This is a genomic window from Serratia sp. CY47280 (assembly GCF_052168655.1).
GTDB lineage: Bacteria > Pseudomonadota > Gammaproteobacteria > Enterobacterales > Enterobacteriaceae > Serratia > Serratia bockelmannii.
In genome coordinates this window covers 655,778-681,032 of the sequence record NZ_JBJNMG010000001.1, presented here as the reverse complement: position 1 = coordinate 681,032, position 25,255 = coordinate 655,778, and the positions used below count along the sequence as shown (strand labels likewise).

The window sequence follows — 25,255 nt, the reverse complement described above, 5'->3', positions numbered from 1 at the left end:
GAGAAGCCTTTCTCCATGCGGAGAAAGGCTCAAACCGCTTCCGTCAGGCGATATCGACCGCGCGCACCTCTTTGGATCTCAACTTCACGCGGATCGGCACCGATTTATACGAAGGCGTGCCGCTCTCCTCATCGATGTAATGCAGCGGCACCAGCACGTTGGCCTCCGGGTAGTAGGCGCCGACCGAACCGGCTGAGATGTTGTAGGCGATCACCGTGATGCCTTCCAGGCGCTGGGTGCTGCCGGGCAGCGCCGTTTCCAGATCGACCACGTCGCCATGTTCCAGCCCCAAACGTTGCAGATCGCTGTCATTCATGAACAGCACGTCGCGCCGGCCGAAGACCCCGCGGTAGCGATCGTCCAGAGCATAGATGGTGGTGTTGTACTGATCGTGGCTGCGCAGCGTTATGAGCCGCAACGTGTCTTTGTCTGTCGTTATCTCGTCCTCATGCAGCCCGCTGAACACGGAAAACATCGCCTTGCCCGTCGCCGTCGGCCACTGGCGTTCGGTCGGCGGCAGCGGCATGCGGAAGCCGCCGGGTTGGCGAATACGCGCGTTGTAATCGTCGAAGCCGGGAATGGTTTTTTCGATCAGCTCGCGGATCACGTCGTAATCTTCGATCAGCTCATCCCAGGGCACCTTGCTGGCGGGCATCACCGCTTTGGCCATGCCGGCCACAATGGCGGGTTCCGAACGCAGCAGTTCCGACGCCGGTTTTAATTTGCCGGATGACGCATGCACCATCGACATCGAATCCTCCACCGTCACCGATTGCCGCCCGCCGGCCTGCATGTCCAGTTCGGTGCGGCCCAGGCAGGGCAGAATGAGGGTTTCTTTTGCCACCAACAGATGGCTGCGATTGAGTTTGGTGCCGATATGCACGCTTAACTCCAGGGCTTTCATCGCCGGGAAGCTCTGCTCGGGGTCCGGCAATGCTACGGCGAAGTTGCCGCCCAGGCAGATCAACGCCTTCGAGGCACCATCGATCATCGCCTGCATGCATTTCACGGCATCGTGACCATGGGCTTTGGGCGGCGTGAAGCCAAACACCGTTTCCAGCTTTGCCAAAAAATCGGCCGACGGTTTTTCGGTGATGCCGACGGTGCGGTTGCCCTGCACATTGGAGTGGCCGCGCAGCGGGCAGATGCCGGCGCCCGGTTTGCCGATGTTGCCGCGTAGCAGCAGCAGATCGGCGATCAGGCGCACATTGGCCGTCCCTTTATTGTGCTGCGTAATGCCCATGCCGTAGGTCACGATGGTGGCGTTGGATTTTGCGTAGGCGGTGGCGACCCGTTCCAGGTCCTGGCGCGCCAGGCCGCTCTCCGCTTCGATAGCCTCCCAATGGGTGGCCGCCAGATCGGCGGCGAAAGCGGCAAAGCCTTGCGTGTGCTCGGCAATAAAGGCGTGATCCACGGCGTTGCCTTGTGTTTCATCCAGCTGCAGCAGCGCTTTGGCGATGCCTTTGAGCGCTGCGGCGTCGCCGCCGGCCTTGACCTGATAGTAGGTGGACGCGATAGGGGTCGAACTGTAGGTCGCCATTTCGATGACGTTTTGCGGATCGGTGAAACGCTCGAGCGCCCGCTCGCGCAGCGGGTTAAACACGATAATCGGCACCTTTTTACGCGCCAGTTCATGCAGCGTGCCCATCATGCGCGGGTGATTGGTGCCCGGATTGTGCCCGATGGAGATAATCAGCTCCGCGCTGTCAAAGTCGTCCAGCGACACGGTGCCTTTACCGATGCCGATCGACTGGGGCAGGCCAACGCTGGTCGGCTCATGGCACATATTGGAACAGTCGGGGAAGTTATTGCTGCCGAACTCCCGCGCAAACAGCTGGAACAGATAGGCCACCTCATTGGACGCCCGGCCGGAGGTATAAAACTCCACCTGCTCCGGCGGCAGCGTTTGCAAAACGGCGGCGATGCGTTGAAACGCCTCATCCCAGGCCAGCGGGCGCAAGGTGTCCGTCCCGGCGTCATAGCACAGAGGGGTTGTCAGGCGGCCATAGTCTTCCAACTGGTAATCGGTTTTCTGCAGCAGCGACGTTACGGTGTTCTGCGCCAGAAATTCGGGCGTCACGCGCTTGCTGGTCGCTTCCCAGGTCACGGCTTTGGCGCCGTTTTCACAAAACTGGAAGGTAGATCGATGTTCTTTATCCGGCCATGCGCACCCCGGACAATCAAAACCGTCGGGTTGATTGGTGCGCATCAGCGTCACCGGCGCTTCTAAGGTGTCCATCTGCGTGCGCACGGCGATGGCCGTCGCTTTTAGTGCGCCCCAACCGCCGGCGGGCCCATCGTAGGGATGCACCCCGGGTACTGCTCGTCTTTTCGCCATTGTTGATTGCCTCCGACATCGCTTACGATAAATGCAGGTGATTGATTTACTGAAAATATTATTTTTATCGTCCAAGATGGAACGCAAGCGCCGTCGCCGTTAAACGCGAGCCTGTCGATTCAGTATAGATGAGTGAAAAAGGGAGCAACGTCAGTCTGTGCGGGGAGAACGGCGGCCCGGCGTGGCTGAAGCGGGCCGCCGGCGCGTTACTTTTTCACCACCAGTCCGACGCCGCGGCCGCGCGGATCTGATGCGGTTTCCGGCGTGCGGCCATCGATGCGGATAGCCTGAATATCCCCCATGTTCCAGCCCTGGTCTTCGAGGGTGTAACCCATGGCCTTCAGCTCGTCCGCCGGTTTGCCGGTCAGCGGTGCAAAGCTGTCATAGTAGACGGTGTCCTTCGGCAACAGCTGATGGTGCACGCGCTGGGCGGCCACCGCCTGCGCCAGCGGCAGGTGGTAATCGTAGAGGTTGTTGATCACCTGGAAGATCGAGGTGAAGATGCGTGAACCGCCCGGGGTGCCGATCACCAGGGTGACGTCGCCGTCGCGGGTGATGATGGTCGGGCTCATCGAGGAGAGCATGCGCTTGCCCGGCTCGATGGCGTTGGCGTCGCTGCCCACCACGCCGAAGGCGTTGGCGACGCCGGGTTTGGCGCTGAAGTCGTCCATCTCGTCGTTAAGCAGGAAGCCGGCGCCTTTGACCACCACGCCGCTGCCGAAGTCCCAGTTGAGCGTATAGGTGTTGCTGACCGCGTTGCCGGCGGCATCGACGATCGAGAAGTGGGTGGTTTGGTGGGTTTCCAGCCCCGGCAGCACCTTTTCGGTCGGCGAGATCGCCGTCGGGTTGATCTCGGCGGCGCGTTTTTTCAGGTAGTCGGGGGCGATCAGCTGCGCTTCCGGCACCTGGGTGAAGTCCGGATCGCCGAGGTAGTCGGCGCGATCGGCGAACACGCGTTTTTCGATTTCCGCCAGCAGGTGGATGTAGCGCGCCGAGTTCAGCGGCACGCCCTTGAAGTCGGCGGCGCGATCTTCTTTGATCCCCAGCAGCTGCGCCAGCGCGATGCCGCCGGAGCTGGGCAGCGGGGCGGTATACACGGTGTTGCCGCGCCAGCTGATGCGCATCGGTTCACGCCATTTCACCCGATAGTCGGCCAAATCCGCCGCGCCGATCAGCCCGTTGTCGCGCTGCATTTGCGCCACCAGCAGGCGAGCGGTTTCGCCGTGATAAAAATCGTCGGCGCCCGATTTGGCGATGCGCTCAAGGGTGGCGGCCAGCTCCGGCTGCTTGAACACCGTGCCGGGCTTCATGGCGCCGAAATAGTCGCCGAAGTTGGTTTTACCGGCGAACAGCTTGTTGGCGTCTTCACGGTACTGATACTGCTGATCCGCCACGGTGAAACCTTGCCGGGCGTAACCGATCGCCGGCGTCAGCAGCTCGGCCCAGGGCAACTTGCCGAAGCGTTTATGCGCTTCCCACAATCCCAGCACGGTGCCCGGCACGCCGGCGGCGCGGCTGCCCACCAGGCTGAGATTCTCGATCACTTCGCCTTTCTCGTTCAGATACATAGTTTTGCCGGCGGCCTTGGGCGCCACTTCGCGGTAGTCGAGGAAATAGGGTTTGCCGTCGACGTACAGCGTCATAAAGCCGCCGCCGCCGATATTGCCGGCTTCAGGGTAGGTAACGGCCAGGGTAAAGGCGGTGGCGACCGCCGCATCGACCGCATTGCCGCCGGCCTGCAGAATGTGCGCGGCGACCTTGGCGCCATACTGATCCGGGGCGGCGACCGCGCCGGCGGTCAGTTCGGCGGCAAAGGCAGCGGGAACGGTGCAGGCAAGGGCCACGCTCAGAGCTATCGTTTTCAATAAACCGGCAGACATAGAAGATCCTTTTAGCGATGTTCAGTTATCAGGTGAATTCAACTAATGATTTTGAAACAGCAGGTTAGCGCGTTTTCTTCGGGCTGTTGCGACGCTTTATTGAAAGTAGCAGCGGTCAGGCGGGGCCGCCTGACCAGAGTAGCAAATCGTGACGTGGCGCGTTATGCGCCGGCGGGCAGCGCCGACTGCAGCCATTGGCAGAAGTGCCGGGCGAGCGGATTGTGTTCGCTGTCGCGGTGCAGCAGCCACGCCCAGTTGGCGCCGCGCACGCGTTGCTCGGTTAACGGTTGCAGCAGCCCGGCGTCGCGCGCGTGTTGCGCCAGCAGTTGGCTGACCAACGCGATGCCGAGGCCGTTGCAGGCGGCGTCCAGCAGCAGACCAGGATCGGAGAAGTTCAGCCCGCTGTCTCGCTGGCCGACGTGCGCGCCGCCCGCCACTGCCCAGTGGCTCCAATCCATCTCGCGTTCGCCGTGCAAGGTCACGCGCTGCTCCGGCGTCAACGCCAGCAGGCTGGGGTGGCAGGCGGGGTAGAGTCGGTCGGTACAGAGAACGTTAAAGGTGCAGTCCGCCTGCGCGCTGAGATCGTCACGGATCGCCAGATCGATGCTGTCCGTCGCCATATCCGGCGGTTCAAAGCTGGTGAACAGCCACAGATCGATCTGCGGATGCTGCCGATTGAAATCGCCCAGCCGCGGCGTCAGCCAGTGGCGGGCAAAGGCCGGGGTGGTGTTAACGATCAGTTGGTTGGGTTTGCGGTACTGATCCAAACGGCGAATGCCGACGGCCAGCTGTTGCAGCATCACCTGTGCGGTGCTGAACAGATCGTGGCCGGCGTCGGTCAGCGCCACGCTGCGGCCGGTGCGGAAGAACAGCGGTTGCTCCAGAAACGCCTCGAGGCTGCGGATTTGCTGGCTGATCGCCGACTGAGTCAGGTGCAGCTCTTCGGCAGCCTGATGAAAACTGCCCAGGCGCGCCGCCGCTTCGAAACCGCGCAGGGCGCTCAAGGGGGGCCAGTGTTTTAACATTATCGATAAGCCTGTCTAATCAGATATCCGCTAAATATATCGTTTGTCGCGGTGGCAGGGGAAGACTAGCATGGGATTCAAGCGCTGGAGCGTAAAAAAACCGGCTAACAGTTTGAATTTAAATCAATTTAAAGAGGCTATTTATGTCAACGCGTCGCACCTTTATCAAGCAGCTTTCGGCGGTGGCCGGTGTGAGCTTGACGGCATCATTGGGCATCCCGTTACGCGGTCACGCGAAAGCTGCGCTTAATCCGGCCTGGCGGATGCCCGACGAAGGGGAACCGCAACAGCGGGCGTTTCTCGCTTTCGGCGCGCAGCGTGCGATTTGGGGCGGGTTCACCGCGGACGTGCAGGCAGCGCAGGGGCGCATCGCCCGCGCCATCGCCGACTTTCAGTCGTTGACGGTTTTTTGCCGCGGCAATGAACGGCAATTGGCTGAGGCCACCTGCGGCAGTCACAACGTCAGCTATGTTGTCACTGAGCTGGATGATATCTGGATGCGCGACATCGGCGCCAATTTCGTCGTCAATGACGCCGGCGAACTGGGCGCGGTGGATTTCAACTTCAACGGCTGGGGCGATAAGCAGCAACATGCCAGGGATGCGCGTCTGGCAGGGTTTGTCGCCAGGCGATACGGCGTCGCTCAACCGCGCCGCAGCGCGCTGGTAGGCGAAGGCGGCGGCATCGAGGTGGATGGGCACGGCACCGGCATCATGACCGAGAGCAGTTGGGTGAATGCGAACCGCAACCCGGGCTGGAGCCGAGACCGGGTTGAGCAAGAGCTGAAGGCGATGCTCGGCCTGCGCAAAATTATCTGGCTGCCGGGCATTAAAGGCCGGGACATCACCGATGCCCACGTCGATTTTTATGCCCGTTTCGTGCGGCCTGGCGTGGTGGTGGCCAACCTGGATACCGATCCGGCCTCTTATGATCATGCGGTTACCCAAGCGCATCTGGCGATCCTCAAAGCAGCGACCGACGCCGACGGCCGCACGCTGCAGGTACATACGCTTTCGCCGCCGCGGGCACCGCGCGAAAGCCGATTCAGTCGCCGCAACCCCGATTTCGCGGCGGGCTACATCAACTATTTCGTCATCAACGGCGCGGTGATCGCCCCGGAGTTTGGCGACCTGCAGGCGGACAAGGCGGCGTTTGAACTGCTGTCGGCGCTCTATCCGCAGCGCAAGGTGGTGCAGCTGGAGATCGACGCCATCGCCGCCGGCGGCGGCGGCATTCACTGCGTGACCAGCCAATTGCCGGTGCATGGCAAGCCAGACCAGTGAATGTTCAAAAAATGCGCACGCGGTTGTTTGTCGCCATAGGGTGTGATTGGCTGAGTGGAAACATAAGGAGGCCATAATGAACGACTCACCCTTGAGCATTCCCACCTGGTATCGCGATCCGCACGCAGAACAGGCCATGGCCGAAGGCCATGCGCCCATCTGGCGGCATCTGCTGAGCCTGGTGCCGGAACACGAATTGTCCGGCGTCAAGGTGCTGGACTTCGGCTGCAATCAGGGCGGTTTTCTGCGTCTGTTGCACCAAATCCGGCCATTTCGTGAAGGGCTCGGCGTCGATATCGCCCGCCAGTCCGTCGAACAGGCCAACCGCCTGAAAGGAAACCTGCCGATTGGTTATCAGACCGACACGCGGTTGACGGGTTATGAGAACCACTTCGATATCGCCTTCAGTCATGAAGTCATCTACCTGATTGAAGATATCGCGCAGCATGCCGCCGATATGCTGCGGGTGCTGAAACCGGGCGGCGTTTATTATGCGGTGACCGGTTGCCACACCGACAACCCGCTGTGGCCGCAATGGCGCGAAAGGGTGGCTGAACAGACGCATACCGTGGTGCAGGATCGCGCTCTGGACGACTATGCGCGCATTTTCTCCGCCGCGGGATTCCAGGTCTCTGCCCGCCGGCTGGGCTTTTCCGGCTTCGTGCCCTATGAGCCGGACGGCTGGATGCCGAATATCGCAGCGGCGATCGACTACTATTGGCACACCAAAACGGTGTTTAGACTGGTTAAACCCCCAGTGCCGGTGAGTTAACGCGCCGGGCCGATGCCGTAGCGCAGCAGGGCAATGGCGTGGCGGGCGATATCCTCGGCGTTTAGCTGGCCTTTATCCCGTTCGCGCCGCCATTTGGGTGCGGTGGCCAGCGGCAGCAGCGTGATGCCGAACAGCGTAAAGAACAGCAGGGCAGGCTCGAGATCGGGATTGAGTTTACCCTGCGCCTGCCAGCGTGCGATGGCTTGCAACGCGATCTGATGGCGTTCATTACCGAATCGTTCATCCATTCTCTGTTTCAATACGCCACTTTCACTCATGACCTCCCGCAGCCACAGCGGGGCGAACCAAGGGTGTTCCAACGCGATGTCGATAAAACGTTGCGCTAGCTGGGTGAACGCGGTGACGGGATCGTCCGCGTTGGCGTCGAACACCTCGCCGGCCATCTTGCGCACTGGCAGAAAGCGCTCTTCGATCAGCACGTCCAGCAACTGTTCCCGGTTATGAAAGTAGTAGTGCAGCATGGCCGGGGTGACGTTTGCTTCGCGCGCAATGGCATTCAATGAGGTGTCTACGATCCCCTGGCGGGCAAACAGGTTCAGCGCGGTATCAAGCAAATGCTCGCGTTTGTCCGCCCCTTTGGCACCGCCGCTCGGCCGGCCGGGGCGGCGAGGCTTGGCGGGAGTTTGAACGTTTCGTGCTGTCATCGCGATAAGATCCATTGACCGGAAAAAAGGATGACTCATATATTAATTATGCGATTAATTAATTACAAGTGAACTGACTCCGATGACGATTGAAAACCCGACAATCCGGCCCGATCACGGCGGGGCGCCTGCCAAGGCGCCTTCGCTCCCGTTGCTGTTTTCCGCGTTGCTGCTGGTGATGCTACTGGCGGCGCTGGATCAAACCATTGTCTCCACCGCGCTGCCGACCATCGTCGGCGAGTTTGGTGGTCTTGAGAAACTGTCCTGGGTGGTGACAGCCTATCTGCTGTCTTCCACTATCGTGGTGCCGCTGTACGGCAAATTCGGCGATCTTTTCGGCCGCAAGATTGTGCTGCAAATCGCTATTTTGCTGTTTTTGCTTGGGTCGGTACTGTGTGGGCTAGCGCAAAACATGACACAGCTGATTATGATGCGCGCGCTGCAAGGGTTGGGCGGCGGCGGGCTGTTGGTGGTCACTTTGGCGGTGGTCGGCGACGTGATCCCGCCGGCGGAACGCGGCCGTTATCAGGGGCTGTTCGGTGGGGTATTCGGCCTGGCCACGGTGGTGGGGCCGTTGATCGGCGGCTTACTGGTGCAGCATTTTTCCTGGCGCTGGATTTTCTACATCAATCTGCCGCTGGGCCTGTTCGCCCTGCTGGTGATTGGCGCGGTATTTCAGTCGCAGGTTAATCGAGTGCGACATGAAATCGACTTCCTCGGCGCCGGTTACCTGGCGATGGCGCTCACCTGTATCATCCTGTTCACCAGCCAGGGCGGCACGGTAATGGCCTGGTCGGACGGCCAGCTGTGGTGCATTCTGGCCTTTGGCCTGGTGTCGCTGGGCGGCTTTATCTATGAGGAACGTCTGGCCGGTGAACCGATCATTCCCCTCGGGCTGTTTCGCAACCGCACCTTCGTGCTGTGCGGCCTGATCGGCTTTATCGTCGGCATGTCGCTGTTCGGCTCCGTAACTTTCCTGCCGCTGTATCTGCAGGTGGTAAAAGGCTCGACGCCATCGCAGGCCGGGATGCAGCTGCTGCCGTTGATGGGCGGCCTTATGGTCAGCTCGATCATCAGCGGGCGGATCATCAGCAAACGCGGTAAATATCGCCTGTTCCCGATCGTCGGTACCCTGTGTGCGCTGGGGGCGATGACGCTGCTCGGCACCCTGACCAATAACACGCCGGTGCAACAACTGTATCTGTACCTTTGCCTGCTGGGATTGGGGCTTGGCATGGTGATGCAAGTGATGATTTTGGCGGCGCAAAACAGCGTGGAGCCCCGACATATCGGGGTCGCGACGTCCAGCGCCACGCTGTTCCGCTCTATCGGCGGTTCGATAGGCGTGGCGGTGTTCGGGGCAATTTTCACGCAGGTGTTGCACACCCGTTTGGCGGCGCTGTTGCCGGAAGGCGCGCAGCTGCCGCGCGCGCTCGGCGCAGAAGCGGTGCACCATTTGCCGGCGGCGCTGCAGCAGGATTACCTGCAGGCCTTCGGCGGGGCGATCCATTCGGTGTATCAAATTGCCGCCGGGGTGATGGCGCTGGCTTTTGCGCTGACCTGGCTCTTGAAAGATGTGCCGCTGCGGCACAAATAATCCCGATACCGGCCGCTCCGGCCGGCTCAGCCCGACGGACTTTTACCGAATCCTTACGCAACCCTTTCAGAAGCGAATGTCTGCATTCGATATATTGAGAATAGTCATTCTCAATGGGATCGTATTGCAATGCAGAGAAAAACGCTTTTGGTGCTTGGGCTGTCGCTGTTGCTGGCTGCCTGCGATGGGCAAAACGCCGGTGCGCCGACGGGCGCAGGCGGTGAGCAGGAGGTCGGCGTCGTCACGCTGCGCGGCCAGTCAGTGACCCTGAGCAGCGAGTTGACCGGCCGGGTCAACGCCACCATGACTTCCGACGTGCGGCCGCAGGTCGACGGCATCATCAAGCAGCGGCTGTTTACCGAAGGGGCCGAGGTGAAAGCCGGGCAGGTATTGTACCAAATTGACCCCGCCAGCTATCAGGCCAGCTACGATCAGGCCGCCGCCCAGCTGAAAAACGCCCAGGCCACGGTGCAATCCACCCGGCTCAAATCACAGCGCTATGCGGCGCTGGTGAAAGAGAACGGCGTTTCTCAGCAGGATGCGGACGATGCCAAAGCCGCCTATTTGGCGGCCGTGGCGTCGGTGGCCCAGTATCAGGCAGCGCTGGAGACGGCGCGCATCAACCTCGCCTATACCCAGGTGCGGGCACCGATCGCCGGCCGCATCGGCATCTCATCGGTGACGCCGGGCGCGCTGGTCACCGCCAGCCAGACCGATGCGTTGGCCACCATCCGCGCGTTGGATCCGATCTATGTCGATCTGACCCAGTCCAGCGCCCAGTTGCTTAAACTGCGCCGTCAGCAGGCCGCTTTGCAGCGCGGTGCGGTCACGCCGGTCGCCATCAAGCTGGAGGACGGCACGCCTTATGCCCACGCCGGCAAGCTGGAGTTGACCGAGGTGGCGGTGGATGAGGCCACCGGTTCGGTCACGCTGCGTGCGGTGTTCCCCAACCCCAAGCATGAGCTGCTGCCCGGTATGTACGTCCACGCCACGGTGGATAACGGCGTCGATCCCAAAGCCATTCTGGCGCCGCAGCAGGGCATCACCCGCAACGCCAAAGGGGAAGCCACCGCGTTGGTGGTGGACGAGCAAAACAACGTGGCGCAGCGCACCGTCAGCGCCGAACGGGTGGTGGGCAGCAACTGGCTGATCGGCAGCGGGCTGAACGAAGGCGATCGCCTGATCGTCGAAGGCACCGGCAAGGTCACGATCGGCGCCGCGGTGAAGCCGGTTGAGGTTTCAGTCGACAAAACCGAACGCGGGGAGCAGTGATATGGCGCAGTTCTTTATCCGGCGGCCGGTATTCGCCTGGGTGATTGCCATCATCATCATGCTGTGCGGCCTGATGTCGATCAATTCATTGCCCGTCTCGCAGTACCCGGATGTCTCACCGCCGCAGATTTCCATCTCCGCCACTTACCCGGGCGCGGACGCGGAAACGCTGGAAAACAGCGTCACGCAGGTGATTGAGCAGCAGCTCACCGGCCTGGACGGCCTGCTGTATTTCTCTTCGACCAGCAGCTCCAGCGGCTCGGTCAGCATCAACGTCACCTTTGATCAGGGCACCGATCCGGATATCGCTCAGGTGCAGGTGCAAAACAAGGTGCAGCAGGCGGAAAGCCGTTTGCCGAGCGCGGTCACTGCGCAGGGCGTGACGGTCAAGAAATCCCAGAGCAGCTTCCTGCTGATCGTCGGGCTGTATGACGAAAGCGACAAGGCGACAATGGCCGATATCTCCGACTATCTGGTCAGCAACCTGCAGGATCCGCTGTCGCGCATCGAGGGCGTGGGGGACGTGCAGGTGTTCGGCTCGGAATATGCGATGCGTATCTGGCTGGATCCGACCAAGCTGGCGAGCTATGCGCTGATGCCTTCCGACGTGCAGACGGCGATCGAAGCGCAAAACACCCAGGTGTCTGCCGGCAAGGTAGGCGATCTACCGGCCGCCGCCGATCAGCAACTGACCGCCACGGTAAAGGCGCAGTCGCGGCTGCAAACGCCGGAACAGTTTCGCAATATCATCCTGAAAAGCGACAGCAGCGGCGCGCTGGTGCGGCTGGGTGACGTGGCACGGGTTGAGCTGGGCAACGAAGACTACTCCGCCAGCGCGCACCTCAATGGCCACCCGGCGGCGGGGATCGCGGTCAAGCTGGCGGCGGGCGCCAACGCCCTGAGCACCGCCAAACTGGTTAAGGCCAAGGTGGCGGAATACCAAAGCGCGATGCCGCAGGGCTACAAGGTGGCCTACCCGAAAGACAGCACCGACTTCATCAACATCTCGATCGAGGAGGTGGTGAAAACGCTGTTTGAAGCGGTGGTGTTAGTGGTGGTGGTGATGTTCGTGTTCCTGCAAAACCTGCGCACCACGCTGATCCCGACCATCACCGTGCCGGTGGTGTTGCTGGGCACCTTCGGCGTGCTGGCGGCGTTCGGCTATTCGATCAATACCCTGACGCTGTTCGGCATGGTGCTTGCGATCGGGCTGTTGGTGGACGACGCCATCGTGGTGGTGGAAAACGTCGAACGCGTGATGCGTGAAGATAAACTGCCGCCGCGCGAGGCGACGGAGAAATCGATGCGCGAGATCACCGGCGCGCTGGTCGGCATCGCGCTGGTGCTGTCGGCGGTGTTTCTGCCGATGGCGTTCTTCGGTGGTTCCACCGGGGTGATCTACCGTCAGTTTTCAATCACCGTCGTTTCCTCGATGGTGCTGTCGGTGGTGCTGGCGTTGACGCTGGCGCCGGCGCTGTGCGCCACATTGCTGAAATCGACGCATGAAGAACAGACCGACAAAGGGCTGCTGGGTAGATTCAACCGCGGTTATAACCGGCTGCAGGAGAAGTACGCCGACAAGGTCGGCGCAGTGATCCACCGGCCAACGCGCTATCTGCTGCTGTACGGTCTGCTGCTGATCGCCGCGGCCGTGATGTATCTGCGTTTGCCGACCGGTTTCCTGCCCAATGAGGATCAGGGTTCGGTGATGGTGCAGTACACCTTGCCGGCCGGCGCCACCAACGCGCGCACCTCGGCGGTGAGCGAGGCGGTGACCGCCTATTTCCTCGATCAGGAAAAGGCCAACGTCAGCACCATTTTCACCATCAACGGTTTCGGTTTCAGCGGCAGCGGGCAAAACGCCGGCATGGCGTTCGTCAGCCTCAAAGACTGGAGCCAGCGCAGCGGCAGCGAGAACACCGCCGACGCCATCGCCAAACGCGCCATGGCGCACTTCGCTTCGCTGCGCGACGCCCAGGTGTTCTCCATGAGCCCACCGGCGATCGACGGTTTCGGTCAGTCCGACGGCTTCACTTTCGAGCTGCAGGCCAAAGGGGCGACCACCCGCGCCGAGCTGCAGGCGATGCGCGACCAGATCGTCGCCGCCGCCGGCAACAATCCGGCATTGCTGGCAGTGCGCGCCAACACCTTGCCGGACACCCCGCAGCTGCAGGTGGAGATCGACAACAGCAAGCTGCAGGCGCTCGGCCTGAGCGCCGGTGACGTCAACAGCACCCTCAGCAGCGCGTTCGGCAGCACCTACATCAACGACTTTATCGACCGCAACCGGGTGAAAAAAGTCTATATGCAGGGCGACGTGCAGTACCGCGCCAAGCCGGAAGACCTCGACCGCTGGTTTGTGCGCGGCACCAATGCGTCGGGCGCCAGCAGCATGACGCCGTTCTCCGCCTTTGCGTCTTCGCACTGGATCTACGGGCCGGAGAACCTGTCGCGCTATAACGGGCTGTCGTCGTTCGAGATCACCGGGCAGGGCGCCGCCGGCGTCAGTTCCGGTACGGCGATGAGCGAGATGGAGAAACTGGCGGCGAAATACTCCGCCGGCAGCAGCTATTCCTGGAGCGGGCTGTCCTATCAGGAACGGCTGACCAGCGGCCAGGCGTCGTCGCTGTACGCCATTTCGCTCATCGTGGTGTTCCTGTGCCTGGCGGCGCTGTATGAGAGCTGGTCGATTCCATTCGCGGTGATGTTGGTGGTGCCGATGGGCGTGGTGGGCTCGCTGCTGGCGATCACGCTGCGCGGGCTGGAAAACGACATCTACTTCCAGGTGGCGCTGCTCACCATCATCGGCCTGTCGGCGAAGAACGCCATTTTGATCGTCGAGTTCGCCGAGGAGATGCACCAGCGGGGGGAAACGCTGATTGGCGCGGCGGTCCACGCGGCACGCATGCGCCTGCGGCCGATCCTGATGACCTCGCTGGCGTTCACCGCCGGGGTGCTGCCGCTGGCGGTATCCAGCGGCGCCGGCGCCAACAGCCGAATCGCCATCGGTACCGGCATTATCGGCGGTACGATCACCGCCACCGCATTGGCCATCTTTTTCGTACCGCTGTTTTATGTGTTGGTGCGCCGCATGTTTACCCGCCGGCCCACCAACTCGCCGTCTCAGGCAGGAGAATAACGTGTTGCAACGAGTCATGATGTTAACTTTACCGCTGCTGCTGAGCGGGTGTCTGTCGCTGGATCCACACTACCAGCGCCCGGCGGCGCCGGTGCCCGCCAACCTGCCGCAGGGCGAGGCCGCCGGCAAGCAGGCGTTGAGCTACCCGGACGTCGCCTGGCGCGACTATGTGCAGGACGCCAGGCTGCGGCAGGTGGTGGCGCTGGGGCTGGACAGCAGCCGCGATCTGCGCGAGGCGATCGCCAATATCGCCTCGGCGCGCGCCCTGTACGGTGAGCAGCGCTCGGCGCTGTTCCCGACGATCAACGCCACCGCCGACGGCAGCCGCGGGCGTTCGCTGAACGGTAGCGGCAATGCCACCGCCATCAGTCAGAGTTATGAAGCGCAGGCCGGCGTCAGCGCGTTCGAGCTGGATCTGTTCGGCAAAAACGCCAGCCTGTCGCGCGCGGCGTTCGAAACTTACCTGGCCAATTCGGAGGCGGCAAAAAGCACCCGCCTGACGTTGATCGCCGATATCGTCACCGACTGGGTTGCGGTGGCGGCCGAGCGCAGCAATTTGGCGGTGGCGCAGCAGACGATGGAAAGCGCCAAACGGTCGCTGGAGGTGACGCGCAAGAACCAGCAGCACGGCATTGCGTCGCGGGTTGACGTGGCGTCGGCGGAGACCGTTTATCAACAGGCGCGATCGGACGCCGCCAGCTATGCGACCAGCGCCGCGCAGGCGAAAAACGCGCTGGATTTGGCGGTGGGGCAAAGCGTGCCGGAAAATCTGCTGCCGAGCGGTATCGATGGGCTCGGCGAAATCATGCGCAATCTGCCGGCTGGGGTGTCTTCGCAGGTGCTTCTGACGCGGCCGGACGTGCTGCAGGCTGAGCATAACCTGAAATCCGCCAACGCCAACATCGGCTCGGCGCGGGCGGCGTTTTTCCCGTCGATCAGCCTGACCGCCAGCGGCGGCGTGGGCAGCGGTGAACTCTCGTCGCTGTTCAGCCACGGCGCGGGCGTCTGGTCGTTCACCCCGAGCATCAGCCTGCCGATCTTCAGCGGTGGCTATAACACGTCGCAACTGAACTACAGCAAAGCGCAGAGAGATCTGTATGTCGCCACCTATGAGAAAGCGGTGCAGACGGCATTTCAGGAAACCGCCGACGCGTTGGCGCGTAAAGCGACTCTGCAGGAACAGCTGGCGGCGCAAACCGGCTATGTGGCGGCGGCGCAGCAATATTATCGCCTGGCCGAGTTGCGTTACCGCCAGGGCGTGGACAGCTACCTGACGCTGCTGGACGCGCAGCGCACGCTGTACACGGCGCAGCAGTCGCTGATCGCCGCGCAGCAGACCGCGTACGACAATCAGGCCACCCTGTATAAAGTGTTGGGCGGCGGCATTGCCGCCGAGCGGCAGGGGGACGGCGTCATCGCCGACAAGACGACGCTCAGCCGCTAACCATCGACCGCGCGCGCCAGAAGTGTGGCTGCGCGCGGTTTTTTATGGAAAGTGTAAAGAAACAGAAAACCCGCGCGGCGGCCCGAACTCGCCGCGGCGAGCAGAGTCAGACAGAGAACCGCATTCATCTTTATTCATACCGGCTTGAGGTCGTCATGGCAGAAGACATTCAGCAACAGGTCATCGCGCTTATCGCCGCATTCAACGCGCCTGGGCGGCAGAAGAAGGGCGTGGTCATCACCCCGGAAACCGAGATCAACACCGCGCTCAGTCTGTCGTTCAGCGACTCCAACACGCTGATGCGCCGCTACTTCGATACCTTCGGCGTCGACAGCAGCAATTACAACCACGAGCTGTATTTCCAGCCGCCGGCCAACACCGGGCGCTGGTTTTCCCCCTCCGCCTGCAAAGAACACCCCCGGCCGCTGTGCGTGTCGATGCTGGTGCGCTCGGCGCGCGCCAAACGCTGGCTGTACGACATCCATTTCCTGATCGAGCAATTGCGCTAAGCCTGATGCGGCGCTTAATCCGCCTCGGCCGGAGGAAAACCGGCTTCGTCCAGCGCGGCGATGAAGGTAGCGCTGTGTAACAGACTCTCGATGAGCACTTCCCGTTTGGCCGGCTCGGTTTGAATGCGCGCCTGCGGGTCAACGCTCAGCAGCGTCTGGGTGACGGATTTAGCGCAGCCGCCGCAGGTCATGGCGGGAATATGAAAACGAATCATTTTACTCTCCTCGTCGATTACGGTGTTTGATAACGGTAAAGCTTGCCAGCATGGCAGGGTCAAACTCTTTTTACGGCGATTCACGCAGACGCCTTGGTTTCGGCTCGCGCATCAGCCCGAAACGCGGCGTTTGGCGCGGTATGGCGGCGGCTTCCGGCTCCGCCAAATCGGCCAGAATAGGGCAGTCGGGGCGCGCATTGCCGCGGCAATGGCCGGCAAGGCGTTCCAGTGTTTGCGCCATCGCCTGCAGTTCAACAATCTTGGTTTTCAGCACCGCGATATGTGACAGCGCGACGGCTTTAACATCAGCGCTGGCACGTTCGCGGTCGTGCCACAGCAGCAGCAATGCAGATATCTGCTCAACGGAAAAACCCAGGTCGCGTGAGCGCCGGATAAAGCGCAGGCTATGCACCTCAGGCATACCGTAGTGGCGATATCCCGCATCGGAGCGAGCCGCTCTCGGGATCAGGCCTATTTGCTCGTAATAGCGAATCATCTTCGCCGAAACGCCGGATAATTTGGCGGCTTGTCCGATATTCATCCTGTCCTCCTGTTACGATGATGCCGATATCCCGGTGGGGGGGCTGTTTCTGCCACCGCTGCTGCGCGGCTCTCGACGGCCATCGGCGCGTGGAAACGTTTTAGCCGCAGCGCATTGCCAAGGACGAACACGCTGGAAAGCGCCATCGCGGCGGCGGCGAAGATCGGTGAAAGCAACGTGCCGTTCAACGGATAGAGCAGGCCCGCCGCCACCGGGATCAGTATGGCGTTGTAGGCGAAGGCCCAAAACAGGTTCTGCTGAATGTTGCGGATCGTCGCCTGGCTGAGCGCAATGGCGTTCGCTACGCCGCGCAGATCGCCCGACATCAACACCACGTCGGCCGCTTCTATCGCCACATCGGTGCCTGTGCCGATAGCCAACCCAACGTCCGCTTCCGCCAGCGCCGGCGCATCGTTGATGCCGTCGCCGACGAAGGCGACTTTCGCGCCGCGACTGCGGAAGGATTTCAACGCTGCCACCTTGCCCTCGGGGAGCACTTCGGCCGCGATTTCATCAATCCCCAGTTGCCGGGCGATCGCCGCCGCCGTTGCGGCGTTGTCGCCGGTGATCATCGCAACCTTGAGCCCGAGCGCATGCAATGCCGCGATGGCTTCCGGCGTTGTTTCCTTAATCGGATCGGCAACGGCGATCACCGCAGCCAAACGGCCGTCGATGGCGGCATAAAGCGGGCTTTTACCTTGGGCGCCGAGGCGTTCGGCGACGGACTGAAAACTTGTCACATCAAGCCCGAGCCGTGTCATGAAGCGATCCGCACCGACGGAAACCGCCCGGCCGCCGAGGCTGGCCGAGACGCCGAAACCCGGTACGGCATCAAAACTGTCGACGATGGCGAGCGTGAGATCACGCTGTTTTGCCGCCGCGACGATCGCTTCCGCGATGGGGTGTTCGGATCGCGTCTCGACCGCGGCAACCAGGGCCAACACCTCGTCATAGTCGAAGCCCTCTGCGGGTTCGAGGTCGGTCAGCTCCGGGCGGCCTTTGGTCAGCGTGCCGGTTTTATCGAGAGCGATAACGCTGACATCGCGCAGCGCCTGCAGAGCCTCACCTTTGCGGAACAATACGCCCAGTTCGGCGGCGCGCCCGGTGCCGACCATGATCGAGGTTGGCGTCGCCAGGCCCATGGCGCAAGGGCAGGCGATGATCAGCACCGCGACCGCATTGACCAGTGCGAACGTCAGCGCCGGGGTGGGGCCGAGGACCAGCCAGATCAGGAACGTCAGCGCCGCAGCGGCCATCACAGCAGGAACGAACCACATGGTGACCTTATCGACCAGCGCCTGAATCGGCAGCTTGGACCCCTGCGCTTCTTCCACCAGTCGGATGATTTGCGCCAGGACGGTATTCGCGCCGACTTTTGTCGCCCGGAAACTGAACGCGCCGGTTTTGTTGATGGTGCCGCCGACCACGTCGGCCCCCACGATTTTCTCGACCGGCACCGGTTCACCGGTGATCATGCTTTCATCGACATAAGACGCGCCTTCGATGACCTCGCCATCCACCGCGATTTTCTCCCCCGGCCGGACGAACACCACATCGCCGGCAACCACCTGCTCGAGTGGGATTTCGACCGTTTCGCCATGCCGCTGGACGCGCGCGACCTTGGGTTGAAGGCCGACGAGCCGTTTGATGGCCTGCGAGGTACGCCCCTTGGCGCGCGCCTCCAGCACGCGTCCGAGCAGGATCAGCGTGATGATGACGGCGGCGGCTTCGAAATAAACGTTGGCGGTGCCCTGCGGCAACACCTCGGGGGCGAAGGTGGCGACCAGCGAATAGCCGTAAGCCGCCGCCGTGCCGACCGCAACCAGCGAATTCATATCGGGGGCGCCGCGCAGCAGCGCCGGAACGCCTTTGCGGAAGAAGCGCAGGCCGGGGCCAAATAAAACCAAGGTGGTGAGGACAAACTGGATGTACCAGCTCGTCTGCGCGCCCAACACCTGCATGACCCACTCATGTATGGCGGGAATGAGGTGCGAGCCCATTTCCAACAGGAATACCGGCAGGGTAAACAGGGCGGCACCGAACAGGGCGCGCCGCAACGCGCGCGCCTCGTTTTCGCGCTGTTCGGCGGCCTGGTCGCCCGCGCTGGCGCTATCCGCCGTCAAGCGACGAGACGTATAACCGGCACGGGTGACGGCGGCTTCCAGATCGCCTGCGGATACGGTGCCGGCCAGGTAGCGCACCCGCGCGCGTTCGGTCGCCAGGTTGACATTGGCCTCGATCACGCCGGCAACCTGGGCCAACGCTTTCTCCACCCGGCCGACACAGGAGGCGCAGGTCATGTTTTCGATCGCCAGTTCGGCGGTTTCCTCTCGCACCGTATAGCCGGCGCCTTCAATAGCGCGAACGGCTGCCTGCGGATCGGCCTGACCGTTGAACGTGATGTCGGCGCGTTCGGTCGCGAGATTAACCGTTGCCGCCTGTACGCCTTGAATCGCGGTCAAGGCACGCTCGACGCGCCCGACGCATGAGGCGCACGTCATGCCTTCAACCGGCAGGCTCAGACGCGCGGACGAAGGCTGAGGTAAGTGGGTATGGGATGAGTTCATGTTACGTGCCCTTAAAAGAGTAACGGATATCAAAAGGCTAGAGCTTCCCATCGCGGGAAGGTCAAGGTTTACCGCCAACTTTTTTCGCTATGGCCGAATTGCCTGCGCCGCGGCAGTCGCTCATCGCCGTTGCGCACACTTCCCAGCCACCGCCGAGCGCTTTATAGATGCTCACCACGGCAAGCCGCTGCCGGGTGTGTGCGAGCTCCACCGCCCGCCGACTGCTGAAGTCGGCCCGTTCGGCTTCGAGCACCTCCAGGTAAATGCCCTGTCCCGCCGCAAAGCGCAGCCGTGAGAGCCTTGCCGCCTCGCGGTTCGCCGCCGCTTCGAGCAACCGCAGAGCAAGCAGGTCGGCCGCTTCGGCGTAGGCTTTGAAGGCATCATCCGTTTCACGCAGCGCACGCAGCACCGTCTGGTCATAAATCAATAACGCCTGTCGCGCCTGCGCCTCGCTGGCAGCGATCCTGGCGCGCACGCGGCCGATATCAAGAAATGACCAACGAATGATTGGCGCGATGAAGCCAGACAGCACGCCGGCGCCATTTATCGCATCGAGATTGCCGGCGACCAGCCCGATCGAGCCTCGTGCCTCAACATGCGGGTAGAGATCTGCTGTTTCAACGCCAATCCGGGCGGTGGCCGCGGCCAGCTCCCGCTCCGCCGTCGCAATGTCGGCGCGTCGGGCAAGCAGGGCGCCGGGCGTACCCACGGCGATAGTCCGCAGCGCAGGCAGCTGACTCCCCCGTTCGGTGGCCGGAGGACGGAATGTTTGGGGCGTTTCGCCAAGCAGCGTCGCCAATACGTTGACGGCGGCGGATCGGCGGCGTTCCAGTTCCGGCGTCGTCGCCTCGACGCTGAGCAAGAGCGCCTCGGCGCGCAATCGGTCAACTTCGCTGGCGACGCCGGCGCGCATTTGTCTTTCAACCTGCGCCAGGCTTTCACGCTGGCTTTGGTTGATGTCGGCGACCACCTTAAGTTCGGCCTCAAAACCGCGCAGTTCGAACCAGGTGGCGGCCACTTCGGCGGCGACGCCCGCCTGAACGCCCCGCAGCACTGCTTCACGGCTCCCTGCTTGCGCCTGAGCGAGTTCAACCGAGCGCCGAACGCGCCCAAAGAGGTCGATTTCCCATGCGGCGTCAAGCGCGCCGCGGTAGGTTTCCGCATGGCGCGGCTGGGCGGCCATTTTTTCTGCCTCCCCCCGTCGACGCGTCTCATAACTCAACGCGACGTCGCCGCGCGGCAGGAAATCCTGCCGTTGTTCACGCAACAGGGCCTTGGCTTCGTCTAACCGGGCGACGGCGATGCCGACATCATGGTTCGCCGCCAACGCGCGCCGAATCAATTCGGTGAGCGCCGGATCGTCGAAGATGCGCCACCATGCGATCTCGACATCGCCGGCGCCGAGTCCCACCGGCGATGGGCCGAAGCCGGAGAGAGCCCGGGGGGCGGGCGGCGAGTAATCTGGACCGACCGCTGCACACCCGGCTAACAAGGCGATCGCACTCAGCGGCAATAAAAAGGTTCTACGAAGATTTCTCATCAGACTCGCTCCTTACGTTGGCTTTGCCTTTGGTACGGTATTGCTCGAATCGCGCCGTCAGGCCGCGAATCACCACATAAAATACCGGTGTCAGGAACAGGCCGAACAAGGTCACGCCCAGCATGCCGGCGAATACCGCAACCCCCATGGCATGGCGCATTTCCGCACCCGCGCCGCTGGCGAAGATCAACGGAATGACGCCGGCAATAAACGCGATCGAAGTCATCACGATCGGTCTTAACCGCAGCCGGCAAGCCTTAATCACCGCCTCGAGCGTGTTTGCACCTTCATCCTCCAGACCGCGGGCAAACTCGACGATCAGGATGGCGTTTTTGGCGGCCAAACCGACCAGCACAATGAGGCCTATTTGCACGAAAACGTTGTTGTCGCCCCCCAACAGCCAGACGCCAATCATGGCGCTCAACAGACACATCGGCACGATCAGCAGTACGGCCAAAGGCAGCAGCCAGCTGTTGTATTGCGTGGCCAGAATGAGATAAGCGAGCAGTACGCACAGTGGGAAAATGAACAGCGCCGCGTTGCCCGCGAGCTTTTGCTGATAGGTGAGATCGGTCCATTCGACGGTCATGCCTTCCGGCAGCGTCTCTTTTGCCAGTTGCTCCATCAAGGCCACCGCTTGACCGGAACTGACACCTATCGCCGCGCCGCCCGAGATATCAGCCGATGGGTAGCCGTTGTAACGGATGATGCGATCCGGGCCGGAGCCGGGCGTCACGGTAACAAAGGAAGACAGCGGCAGCATGTCACCGGCCGCGTTGCGCACCTGCAGTCGGCCGATGGCTTCCGCCTGCATGCGATGGTCGGCATCGGCCTGGGCGGTCACCTTGTAAGTGCGGCCAAATCGGTTGAAGTCGTTGATGTAAAGCGAGCCGAGGTAAATTTGAAGCGACTCGAACACATCCGCCAGGCTGACACCCTGACTTTTCGCCTGCGTACGGTCGATAACCACATCAAGTTGCGGCGCATTGATGTCCAGGCTGGTCATCAGACCGGCGACCTGTCCCGATTCGGTGGCTTTCACCATCAGGAGCCGCGTGTGCTCAACCAGAGACTCAAGCCCCACGCCGCCGCGATCTTCCACCTGCATCTTGAATCCGCCGGTGGCGCCGAGACCGGGGACGGGCGGTGGCGGAAATACGCCGAGGAAACCATCGGGAATGTCGGCGAACTTCGCCTGCAGCCGACCCGCTATGGCTGACGCGGCCAGATCGGGCGTGGCGCGCTCTTTAAACGGATCGAGCATAACGAACATCACGGCGGCGTTCGGCACATTGACGAAGCCGTTGATAGACAGCCCCGGAAAGGCCACGACGCTTTCCACGCCGGGTTCCGCCAGCGCGATCTTCGACATCTGTTTAACGACCGCATCGGTGCGATCCAGCGAGGCCGAGTTGGGCAGTTGGGCGATGCCGACGAGATAGTACTTATCCTGCATGGGCACGAAGCCCGGCGGTACGGCCTGGAAGCCGAAAAACGTCAGAACGAGCAGCCCGCCGTAAATGGCCAGCGCCACGCCGCTGACGCGCACCGTTTTACGTACGGCATTGGCATACGCGTCCGGCGCGCGTTGGAAAGGCCGGACGGCGGCTTGCAAGATACGCTGAATGCGGCCGGGAGCGCGATGTTTCGCCGGGTGCGGCCGCAGCAGCAAGCCGGCCAGCGCCGGGCTGAGCGTCAGGGAATTGAGCGCCGACAGCAGGGTAGAAATGGCGATAGTCAGTGCGAACTGCCGGTAAAATTCCCCTTGTAAACCGCTCAGGAACGCCGTTGGGATGAACACAGCCGCCAACACCGAGGTGATGGCGACGATCGGCCCGGTGACTTCATCCATGGCGAGCCGTGCGGCTTGCTGCGGCGTTTTACCGTTTTCGATGTGCCGTTCGACGTTTTCCACCACCACGATCGCGTCATCGACGACGATGCCGATAGACAACACCAAACCGAACAGAGACAGCGTATTGAGAGAGAAGCCCATCAAATGCATGATGGCGAACGTGCCGACCAGCGAGACCGGCACCGCGAGCAGCGGAATGAGCGAGGCTCGCCAGCTACGCAGGAACACCACCACCACGATCACCACCAGCAGGATCGCTTCCAACAGGGTCGTCACCACCGACTCGAGCGATGCCCGCACGAAAACCGTGGGATCATAGGCGATTCGTGAGCTGAGCCCGGCTGGGAAGTCGCCTTCCAGGCGTTTGACGGTCGCTCTGACCGCCTGAGCGACGTCCAGCGCGTTGGCGCCCGGGCTCTGAATGATTTGCAGCGCGACGGCCGGCTCGCCGTCGAGCAGGCTGCGCAGCGCATACGCATCGGCGCCCATGTCTATACGGGCGACGTCGCGCAAGCGGGTCACCTGGCCGTCGCTGCCGGTGCGGATGATGATATCGCCAAACTGTTTCTCATCGGCCAGCCGCCCCAGGGTATTGACCGTAACCTGAAATGCGGCATTGGAATCGGGCGCCTGACCGACGGAACCGGCCGCCACCTGCACGTTTTGCTCGCGCACCGCAGCGATCACATCGCCGGCGGTTAGCCCGCGTGCGGCGATCAGATCCGGATCCAGCCAGAGCCGCATGCTGTATTCGCCGGCTCCCCAAACCTGGACATCGCTGACGCCCGGAATACGGGACAACTCATCACGAACCTGCAGGTAAGCGTAATTCGAGATATACAGCGGATCGTAGCGTTGGTCGGGCGACAGCAGATGCACCACCATCAGGATGTCCGGTGAGGTTTTCTGCGTCACCACGCCCTGATGCTGCACCTCTGCAGGCAACCGGGGTAACGCGCGCGCCACCCGGTTTTGCACCTGGATCTGCGCCATGTCGGCATTCGTTCCTTGCGCAAACGTGACGGTCAACGTCATTCGGCCGTCGGTCGCCGCCTGTGAAGACATATAAAGCATACCTTCGACGCCGGTGATGGCTTGCTCCAGCGGCGCGGCCACCGTTTCCGCGATCACATTGGGATTGGCGCCGGGGTAAGAGGCGGTCACTTGGACGGTGGGCGGCGTGACCGCCGGATATTCGCTCAGCGGCAATTGGAACAGCGCCACGATGCCGGCGATCAACGTCAAGATGGAAAGAACAATGGCGAAGATCGGGCGTTTGATGAAGAAGCGGGGAAACGTCATGTCGCATCTCCCATCGTGTTCGGTTGTGTTGCAGGCGTGCCGTCAATCATCGAAGGGCGGGGTGTGATCGCCATGCCGGGGCGCACCAGCCCTTTCACCACGATGCGTTCTCCCGGTTGCAGCCCTCGCTCTATCACGCGCATCCCATCAACAACCGGGCCAAGTTCTACCGGGCGGTATTCGGTCTGGTTGTTTTTATCGACGACCAGGACATAACGACGGCTTTGATCGGTGCCAATCGACAGATCGGCGATCAACACCTTGGCCTGTGGCGCGCCGGTTTCCAGCTTGATCTTGGCGAACAGCCCCGGGGACAGCCGTCCATCGGGGTTATCGATCACCGCGCGCAGGCGTACCGTGCCGGTCGTCCGTTCAGCAGCATTGGCGATAAAGTCTACGCGGCCGGGACGTGAGTATGTTTTGTCGCCGATCAACGCCGTCATGACCTTGATCTCATGCGTTGCCGTCTTGTCGCGCCAGGCGGCCAGCGATTGCAAATAGGTGCGTTCATCGACGTCAAAGTAGATGTGGAGTGGGGTGACGGAAACGATGGTGGTGAGCGCCGTGACGCCGCTGGCGACATAGTTGCCTTCGGTGATGAGCGTCCGCCCGACTCGCCCGGTGATTGGCGCGGTGACGCGCGTAAAGGTCATGTCCAGTTGCGCCGCCGTCAACGCCGCCTTTGCCGCGTTGACCTGCGCTTTACTCACATTCATCGCGGCAGTGGCGGCATCAAAACGCTCGCGGGCGATGACTTTTTGGTTGAACAGCGTTCGGGCGCGCGCAAAGTCGGCCTGGGCGAGCATAGCGGTGGCTTCAGCCTCTTGCAGCCGCGCCGCTGCGGCGTCCAGCGCCGCCTGGAAGGGCCGCGGATCGATACGAAAGAGCGGATGGCCTTTTTCAATGACGCGCCCTTCAGGGACGTTCACGGCCTGTATGTACCCGGCGACCCGCGGCCGCAGCTCAACGCGCTGGACGGCGGTCAGGGAACCGCTGAATTCGACAAAAGGGGTGACCGGACGCATCAGCACCTCGGCCACCGGTACGGCGGGTGGCGGCGGTGCGGTGGCGGACGGTGCGCTGTCGTTGCATCCGGCAACGGCGAAAGCGATGCTTACCGCCGCTGCCGTCGAGAGGAGAGTTTTAGCTTTCATCATTTGACCTTTTCTACCGACGTCGACTGTGGAATTGACTGCATAGCTGCAGCTCATCCTGCGTTATCCGGCTTCCAACGTTGGCAAGGTCAAGCGATTTAGGGCGGGGGCGCTGATACCCGCATGACGAGTGACAATAACCTCGTGCCGCAAGAGC

General features: G+C 62.1%; 17 protein-coding genes. 7 read left to right on the top strand and 10 right to left on the bottom strand.

Annotated elements, in window-relative coordinates:
- Window positions 1-43: 43 nt before the first annotated feature.
- From ACJ8J4_RS03260 to ACJ8J4_RS03250, 3 genes are all read right to left on the bottom strand, one after another.
- Entirely contained in the window at window positions 44-2,338 is a 2,295-nt protein-coding gene (locus ACJ8J4_RS03260; RefSeq protein WP_197835920.1) for an FdhF/YdeP family oxidoreductase, read from the bottom strand.
- 206 nt (window positions 2,339-2,544) lie between these two features.
- A complete protein-coding gene (ggt, locus tag ACJ8J4_RS03255) occupies window positions 2,545-4,218 on the bottom strand; it encodes a gamma-glutamyltransferase (protein ID WP_264383953.1) in 1,674 nt (557 codons plus the stop codon).
- A gap of 161 nt (window positions 4,219-4,379) precedes the next feature.
- Window positions 4,380-5,243, bottom strand: a complete 864-nt coding sequence (locus tag ACJ8J4_RS03250; protein ID WP_025302888.1) for a LysR substrate-binding domain-containing protein — start codon at window positions 5,241-5,243, stop codon at window positions 4,380-4,382.
- A 143-nt stretch (window positions 5,244-5,386) separates the two neighbouring features.
- Between ACJ8J4_RS03250 and ACJ8J4_RS03245 the strand changes: the two genes are divergently transcribed.
- Window positions 5,387-6,526, top strand: a complete 1,140-nt coding sequence (locus ACJ8J4_RS03245; protein ID WP_197835915.1) for an agmatine deiminase family protein — start codon at window positions 5,387-5,389, stop codon at window positions 6,524-6,526.
- A 76-nt stretch (window positions 6,527-6,602) separates the two neighbouring features.
- Window positions 6,603-7,298, top strand: coding sequence for a class I SAM-dependent methyltransferase (locus ACJ8J4_RS03240; protein WP_099817265.1), 696 nt, complete (start codon window positions 6,603-6,605; stop codon window positions 7,296-7,298).
- Here the strand turns inward: ACJ8J4_RS03240 and ACJ8J4_RS03235 are convergent.
- Window positions 7,295-7,963 (bottom strand): TetR/AcrR family transcriptional regulator, encoded by a 669-nt coding sequence (locus tag ACJ8J4_RS03235; RefSeq protein ID WP_225735578.1) that lies wholly within the window; start codon window positions 7,961-7,963, stop codon window positions 7,295-7,297. The two genes, ACJ8J4_RS03240 and ACJ8J4_RS03235, sit on opposite strands and share 4 nt — an antisense overlap.
- Window positions 7,964-8,045: 82 nt before the next feature.
- On the opposite strand from ACJ8J4_RS03235, the gene ACJ8J4_RS03230 reads away from it, so the two are divergent.
- The 5 genes from ACJ8J4_RS03230 to ACJ8J4_RS03210 all read left to right on the top strand — a co-directional run bounded on the left by ACJ8J4_RS03230 (window position 8,046) and on the right by ACJ8J4_RS03210 (window position 15,924).
- Window positions 8,046-9,560 carry an MDR family MFS transporter gene (locus ACJ8J4_RS03230; RefSeq protein ID WP_099817266.1) on the top strand — a complete coding sequence of 505 codons (1,515 nt, stop codon included), beginning with the start codon at window positions 8,046-8,048 and terminating at the stop codon, window positions 9,558-9,560.
- A 129-nt stretch (window positions 9,561-9,689) separates the two neighbouring features.
- A complete protein-coding gene (locus tag ACJ8J4_RS03225) occupies window positions 9,690-10,832 on the top strand; it encodes an efflux RND transporter periplasmic adaptor subunit (RefSeq protein ID WP_197835913.1) in 1,143 nt (380 codons plus the stop codon).
- A gap of 1 nt (window position 10,833) precedes the next feature.
- Entirely contained in the window at window positions 10,834-13,971 is a 3,138-nt protein-coding gene (locus ACJ8J4_RS03220; protein ID WP_197835911.1) for an efflux RND transporter permease subunit, read from the top strand.
- Window position 13,972: 1 nt separating this feature from the next.
- Window positions 13,973-15,415: an efflux transporter outer membrane subunit gene (locus ACJ8J4_RS03215; protein ID WP_149570007.1), complete on the top strand. Its 1,443-nt coding sequence runs from the start codon at window positions 13,973-13,975 to the stop codon at window positions 15,413-15,415.
- A gap of 155 nt (window positions 15,416-15,570) precedes the next feature.
- The gene (locus tag ACJ8J4_RS03210) at window positions 15,571-15,924 is read left to right on the top strand and encodes a DUF1493 family protein (protein ID WP_025302880.1); all 354 of its coding nucleotides are present in this window, start codon (window positions 15,571-15,573) and stop codon (window positions 15,922-15,924) included.
- Window positions 15,925-15,938: 14 nt separating this feature from the next.
- Here ACJ8J4_RS03210 and ACJ8J4_RS03205 read toward each other — a convergent pair whose 3' ends face one another.
- The 6 genes from ACJ8J4_RS03205 to ACJ8J4_RS03180 form a co-directional block, all read right to left on the bottom strand.
- Complete coding sequence (locus ACJ8J4_RS03205) at window positions 15,939-16,139, bottom strand: heavy-metal-associated domain-containing protein (RefSeq protein WP_405051114.1); 201 nt, start codon at window positions 16,137-16,139, stop codon at window positions 15,939-15,941.
- Window positions 16,140-16,209: 70 nt separating this feature from the next.
- Window positions 16,210-16,680, bottom strand: coding sequence for a Cu(I)-responsive transcriptional regulator (cueR, locus tag ACJ8J4_RS03200; protein WP_049295646.1), 471 nt, complete (start codon window positions 16,678-16,680; stop codon window positions 16,210-16,212).
- The gene (locus tag ACJ8J4_RS03195; RefSeq protein ID WP_197835909.1) at window positions 16,677-19,247 is read right to left on the bottom strand and encodes a heavy metal translocating P-type ATPase; all 2,571 of its coding nucleotides are present in this window, start codon (window positions 19,245-19,247) and stop codon (window positions 16,677-16,679) included. The genes cueR and ACJ8J4_RS03195 overlap by 4 nt, the downstream gene beginning before the upstream one ends.
- A gap of 61 nt (window positions 19,248-19,308) precedes the next feature.
- Complete coding sequence (locus ACJ8J4_RS03190; protein WP_049295642.1) at window positions 19,309-20,787, bottom strand: efflux transporter outer membrane subunit; 1,479 nt, start codon at window positions 20,785-20,787, stop codon at window positions 19,309-19,311.
- Complete coding sequence (locus ACJ8J4_RS03185) at window positions 20,771-23,944, bottom strand: efflux RND transporter permease subunit (RefSeq protein WP_442515984.1); 3,174 nt, start codon at window positions 23,942-23,944, stop codon at window positions 20,771-20,773. Before ACJ8J4_RS03185 ends, ACJ8J4_RS03190 begins: the two co-directional genes overlap by 17 nt.
- Window positions 23,941-25,101, bottom strand: a complete 1,161-nt coding sequence (locus ACJ8J4_RS03180) for an efflux RND transporter periplasmic adaptor subunit (protein ID WP_269154095.1) — start codon at window positions 25,099-25,101, stop codon at window positions 23,941-23,943. Before ACJ8J4_RS03180 ends, ACJ8J4_RS03185 begins: the two co-directional genes overlap by 4 nt.
- Window positions 25,102-25,255: the final 154 nt, after the last annotated feature.